The organism is Actibacterium sp. 188UL27-1 (genome assembly GCF_016901225.1).
In the GTDB taxonomy this organism is placed as follows: domain Bacteria; phylum Pseudomonadota; class Alphaproteobacteria; order Rhodobacterales; family Rhodobacteraceae; genus 188UL27-1.
The window spans coordinates 1-5,687 of sequence record NZ_JAFEUL010000040.1; the positions used below are offsets into that span (position 1 = coordinate 1).

At 58.3% G+C, this 5,687-nt stretch carries 5 protein-coding genes; 2 read left to right on the forward strand and 3 right to left on the reverse strand.

The window, feature by feature from the left end:
* The first annotated feature begins 11 nt into the window (after positions 1-11).
* Positions 12-905, forward strand: coding sequence for a recombinase family protein (locus IU397_RS22935; protein ID WP_204417950.1), 894 nt, complete (start codon positions 12-14; stop codon positions 903-905).
* Between the two features lie 65 nt (positions 906-970).
* Here IU397_RS22935 and IU397_RS22940 read toward each other — a convergent pair whose 3' ends face one another.
* From IU397_RS22940 to IU397_RS22950, 3 genes are all read right to left on the reverse strand, one after another.
* Positions 971-2,059, reverse strand: coding sequence for a Fic family protein (locus IU397_RS22940; protein WP_204417947.1), 1,089 nt, complete (start codon positions 2,057-2,059; stop codon positions 971-973).
* A gap of 123 nt (positions 2,060-2,182) precedes the next feature.
* Entirely contained in the window at positions 2,183-3,247 is a 1,065-nt protein-coding gene (locus IU397_RS22945; RefSeq protein ID WP_204417948.1) for a ParB N-terminal domain-containing protein, read from the reverse strand.
* Positions 3,248-3,250: 3 nt separating this feature from the next.
* Positions 3,251-4,555 carry an AAA family ATPase gene (locus tag IU397_RS22950; protein ID WP_204417949.1) on the reverse strand — a complete coding sequence of 435 codons (1,305 nt, stop codon included), beginning with the start codon at positions 4,553-4,555 and terminating at the stop codon, positions 3,251-3,253.
* Positions 4,556-4,926: 371 nt separating this feature from the next.
* On the opposite strand from IU397_RS22950, the gene IU397_RS22955 reads away from it, so the two are divergent.
* On the forward strand, positions 4,927-5,622 hold the full coding sequence (locus IU397_RS22955) for a DnaA N-terminal domain-containing protein (RefSeq protein ID WP_239480018.1): 696 nt from the start codon (positions 4,927-4,929) through the stop codon (positions 5,620-5,622).
* The last annotated feature ends 65 nt before the right edge of the window (positions 5,623-5,687 follow it).

The window sequence follows — 5,687 nt, forward strand, 5'->3', positions numbered from 1 at the left end:
ACACCCCTCCCATGCCCAAAATCGGCCCCCAAATCGGATATGCCCGCGTCTCGACAGAAGACCAAACCCCCCTGCCCCAACACCAAACACTCCAAGCTGCAGGATGCACACACATCCACCACGAACACGCCTCAGGCAGCAATCGCGCCCGCCCCATCCTCGCCCGCACGCTGGAGCAGATCGCCCCCGGCGACACCCTGGTCGTGGTTCGCATCGACCGGCTGGCGCGGTCGCTGTCGCATCTGCTGGAGATCATCGAGCAGCTTGAGGCCAAGGGCGCCTTCTTCCGCTCGATCGAGGACCCGATCGACACGGCCAGCCCCCAGGGGAAGTTCACGCTGCAAGTGCTGGGCGCCGCGGCCGAGTTCGAGCGCGCCCTGATCCGCGAACGCACCAAGGCGGGGCTTGCCAGTGCCCGCAGCGCCGGTCGCGTCGGCGGCAATCCGGGCCTGCGCGCCCGCGATCCCGCCGCCCTGCGCAAGGTCCGGTTGGCGCGCCAGGACGGCTATATGGAGCGCTTGGCAGAGACCGCAGCCGACTGGGTGCCCCATGTCCGCCGCCTGCGCCCCGACACCGCCTGGGAGGATGTGTTGCGCGTCGTCAACGCCCCCCTGCCGCAAGAGCGCCGCTGGACGCAAAGCCGCCTGCTGCGCGCCGTCAACGCTTATATCCGCGACGGGTTCCTCCCGAAAACCGTCCTGGGCCGCGCAAACCGCCGCGACACCGATGACCGCCTGCCCGCCCTCGTCGCTGCCATCAAAGGCGCAGACCCCGACATCACCCTCCAGGCCATCTGTGACCGATTGGAGGCCATGCGAGAACCAACCCCACGCGGCAGATCCAAATGGCAACCATCATCCGTCAAAATGCTCCTAAAACGCGCAAAAAAACTGGACTTGGTGTAAGCGGATAGAGTCCCGCACGTTAATCCGCTCTGCAACCAGACCTAATGATCTATTGCCGCAAGCGCCTATGATGCATCGATCACAAAATACCGGGTGGACCGTCCGGCCTGTTCGCTTTTCCGCAGCACTCCCTTGGCCTCCATGTCGCCGAGATCACGTGTTGCTGTAGCGGGCGAGACCCGCGCCATCTTTACATAGGATCGGGCGCTCAACCCTTCTTCAACCCGCTGCGGACCACCTTCAAATAGCAAACGCAACACGGCCAGTTGCCGGGCACTCATTTGACCAGAGACACGGGCAAAAACCCGGTTGCGGTGGACCAGATGCCGCGCCTCATCCTGGCTCTGCTCCAATCCGCGGAGCAAAGCCCCCAGAAACCACAGGACAAAGGGGGTTGCATCGATGACCCCTTGCCCTTCTACCCGTCCGGCTTGTAGCGCATTATAGTAGGCTTGCTTTTCCCGCTCGATCTGACGCGACAGGCTGAACGGCAGCAACGCGGTCTTGGCGAACACGTGCTCGATCAATGCCCGTCCGATCCGACCGTTGCCGTCTGAGAACGGGTGGATAGACTCGAACCACAAATGCGCGATCGCCGCTTTGATGACAGGCGGTATCACTGTCGGCGCACCAAGCCAGTTCAGGAAGGCGCCCATTTCATCATCGACCCAGTCGGGTGGCACGGCTTTGTAGATCACCTCATCGCGCCCGGCGATATTGCTCTTGCCGATCACCATCTCAAAGCTGCGCCACTGGCCCAGATCCTCAACCTCGGACTGACGAAAGAGGAGCCGGTGCCAAGATCGCAGCCGATCCGCATCAAGCATAAGCGCCCCGTCCCTGGCCTGGCGCATCATCTCGATCACATCGTCGGAGCGCCGTGCAGCTCCTTCCAGATTGCGTTCCGATAGTGACCGCATGATCGAGGCTTGAACATCCGCCGGGTCAAGCCTCACACCCTCGATCCCAAAGGAATGCACGGCTTCATGGGTAAATTCGCGCAGAATGATCTCATCGCGCTCCGCATCCGACAGGCCAGCATGCAGACCGCGCACCTCCCCGATAGCATCTGAGAATTGCGCCAGCGACGCCTCGGTTTGCACGCGATCATAATCAAACCGGGGCCAATAGGCAGAGGACCAAATTTCCGTCATGAGGGGATTAAATAGTTTATTCAGATCAAAAAGAAATGTATTTTGATTTGATTGAGGCGTCTTTTCCCCTCATGGCCCCCACCGGGTAACCCATGGGTTACCCGGTGGGGGCCTATAGAGAGGTCAAAGCCCCCGCACCCGCGCCCTGCCCTTCAAGGCCGCCTCGAATGCTTTCACCGCCTCTTCCAACCGCTCCTTCGGTACGGTGGCATAGTCGCTTTCACTGACGATCCGGCACTCCCCATTGCGCGCTGTTACCTTGGTGGCACCAACAAAGAACTCGAATTTCTGCTTGGGAGCGACTGCCTTCCCGACCTGCTCTGTCTTCTCCGCCTTAAGAAACTCGGCCAGTATTTTATTTTGCGCGTCGGCGGACTGACACCCCGCCAACCGATCCTTTAACATCTCCGCCTGCTCGATGTTTTTCAGGGCGCGGGCGACATCGACACCTAGATTCCGGGGAACCTCTTTGGGCCAAGGCAACGCATCCCCAAGGGCGCTCAGCAAGAACACGAAGCTGCGGATATAGGACCGCTTCATCTTATGCAGCGCGCCATAAAGCCGACCGACCATGGTGGCCGGATCGATCTCATCAATGCCGGCGTCTTGGGCGGCGGTGATGGCAACTTGCGCCATCTCGGCAAAGGTCAGATCCTCGCGGATCACATTCTCCTCGACCATGTCGATGTAGCGAGCCATCCGATCGCCCTGGCCCGTTTCAACCCGAGCGGTGATCTGGCCAAAGTCATCCTCGCCGGTTTCAGCATAAAGCTGCGTCAGCGCGGTGTACCGACGCCAGCCCTTCTTCAGCTGATAGCGGCCGTCCGGACCGACATAGACCTCGACCGGCTCTTTCTGCCCGCGTTCGCGGATCGAGGATTTCAGCTCCTCCATCTCGTCGGAGTTCGCAACGGCCTCCAATTCCATCCGGTCCCGCGGCAGATCATCGACAGAAATCTCGCCTAGCGTCAGGCTGACCAGCACCCTGCCCTCATCCTGTGCCGCTCGAAACGCCTTTGCATCCTCCGCATTCCTGCGACGCTGTTCGACCTTGGCATCTGTCGCATTGCCCAGACTTTCCGCCGCCTCACGAACGGCGGCTCCCATCGGCCCAACCGACCTTTCTGCCCGCGTCGGGATTGATTTTGTTTCCAGCGGCCCAAAGCCAAACTTGTTGTTCGATGTCATGTCTCAGCCCTCCCTCTCGGCCGAATGTGTTCTCCACGATTTCAGAATGGTGTTGCGAAACTCATCATAGGACCGGTCGAAGCTTTGCCGCGCCCGCTTCCAGGTTTCCCGCGTCATCTGTCTGTAATCCTGTTCATAGACCGACATTTGAAAGCGCCCCGATTGCTCAATCGCGCGGGTCATCTCAATCGGGTTTTGGCAGACATCGGCGCCGAACACATTGCGGAAGGCATCCATCATGGCGGCATGCAGGGGGTTCGATGTCTCGAACCGCGTCATCAGGATGCGGATATCGTGGAACCGCTTGGGCAGGGTCAGGCCCGCATCCTGTGCCAGGCCACCGAACCCGTCAGAGATATCCGCCATAGCATCGCCCAGCTGGCCCAGATAACTGGTCGTGCTGTCATACTCCCAATAACCTGGGCCGGAGGGAATATAGAGGATATCGGCCGCGAAAGCCGCATTCAACGACTGGTAGCCAATCGCTGGCGGACAGTCGAATATGATCAGGTCGTATTGATCATCCGGCAACTCATCCAGGTAGCGGGCAACGCAGCCAAAAAAGCTCCACGCCTTGTGAAGCGCCCGGTATTGCGCACTGGCAAACTCAACAAAGGCCGCATTGGCGCAGGACGGAATGATGTCGATGGTGGGCCAGCATGTCTTTTGAATGAAATCCTGGAACCGCTGCGACCCGATGCTTTGCACATCTTCGGGCAACTCATCCGAAGACGGGTAGGGGCAGTCGTCGGGGTCGTCGTACCCTTCTGTGATCCGGTCGGCCTCCCGGCACAGATCGCGGCACATGATGCCCCAGACCGTGTTCCATTCCTTGACCTCAACAATTCCCATCGAATGGGTCAGCGTCGCCTGCGGGTCGAAATCGATACACAGCACCCGGTAGCCATCCAGGGCCGCGGCATTTGCCAGATGTTGGGCCACGACGGTCTTGCCAACCCCGCCTTTGAAGTTTGAGACGGCGACCCGCATGGCGCGTCCCTTGGGCCGCTCCGGTTGCAATGATTTGCCACGAAACCTCAAGCGGCGGCGCAACTCGTTGATCTCTTCCAAACTGAACCAGCGCTGGCGACCGTCATCCTCTGTCACGCCTTGGGGCAGGGTAGGGTCGTCCGACAACTTCTTGCGCAAGGTGTCAGCCGGAAGGTCAAACATGAACTGGCTGATCTCCCATATAGAGAACGGGCGCAGCGTTTTGACCTCACCCGGATTGAAGGTCGCCCGACGCACGGCCGCCTGCTGCGCCAGGCTTCGGTCGTTCATGTTTTGAAGGTCTATATGATCTCGCATTACGGTGCTCTTGTTTTTTGCCTCTGTTTCCTGAATAACGGGATTACGCGATATAAGCAAAATGCAAATATCAAAATCCTGCTATTGGGCGCGTTCCGGGAGAAATCACGGGATTGATCCTGAAATGCAGCAAATGTGGTGACACCAAACGTATCAAACGACAGCATTTGGTGACACATCTCGGCAGATATGGTGACACAAAGCGTCCCCCTTAACCATTAAAACCTATCTCTTACTTTGATTTGAATTCCACAGTATTTTCCCGTTATTTCCAGACTGTTGACAGAGAACGGGAAGTCATGTCTTGATCTACGGTAACAAGAATCGGGTTGAAAACAGCTCGGAAGGTCAAGGCACAGCAGTGACGTCTAATGAAAGCAATGCGCGCAATGGGTCCGAATGCGGGCTCCTTAAAGTATGATATTCTTACTGCGATATCCGTGACCGGCATGAACGGGCCACCGGTGCAACAGGTATCTATGGCTCGATTAGGCCTTCTGATTACGGCCCGGTATAATTGGCGTCGAGAAGAGTTGAGTGTTGGCCAGCGCGACATGGCGCGAATGTGGAACGTCACCGAACGGACGGTCAAACGCGAGATCAAGCGCTGGACAGAGAGCAAGCTGCTCATCTGCAAACGGGCTGGGGTTCGGGGAAGGGTAGGAGCCTACCGTCTAAATTTGCCTGAGCTATTTCGGATATCAGGGCCCTTCTGGGCCGCGGTCGGCCCCGACTTTGCGGAGCGAATGGCAGGTTTAAATCCAGTCCAAGAGGCAACGGTCGTTAAGGTCGATTTCAGCCAGGCTGACGCCGTAGAGGATTCACCCATCCCAAAGGGCAGTTGGCGTGCTGTTTTACATCGCCTACGTCAACTTCACCCCGAAAGCTACGCCAATTGGATGGCCTCCGTTTCGTTCATCTCTGACGACGGGCGCCATGTTACCCTGGGCACCCAGACAAAGTTTGCAGCGCGCTACATCGAAACGCATCTGATGGCCGAATTGTCCGAAGCGATAGAAACTGAACTTGGCCCCTTCAGGCGGGTAATACTCATCGTCGACGGCTGATCTATTTACAACAATCGCTACTGATGGTGAGGCAGCATAACCGATTTTGGGCATGGGCGGTGTTG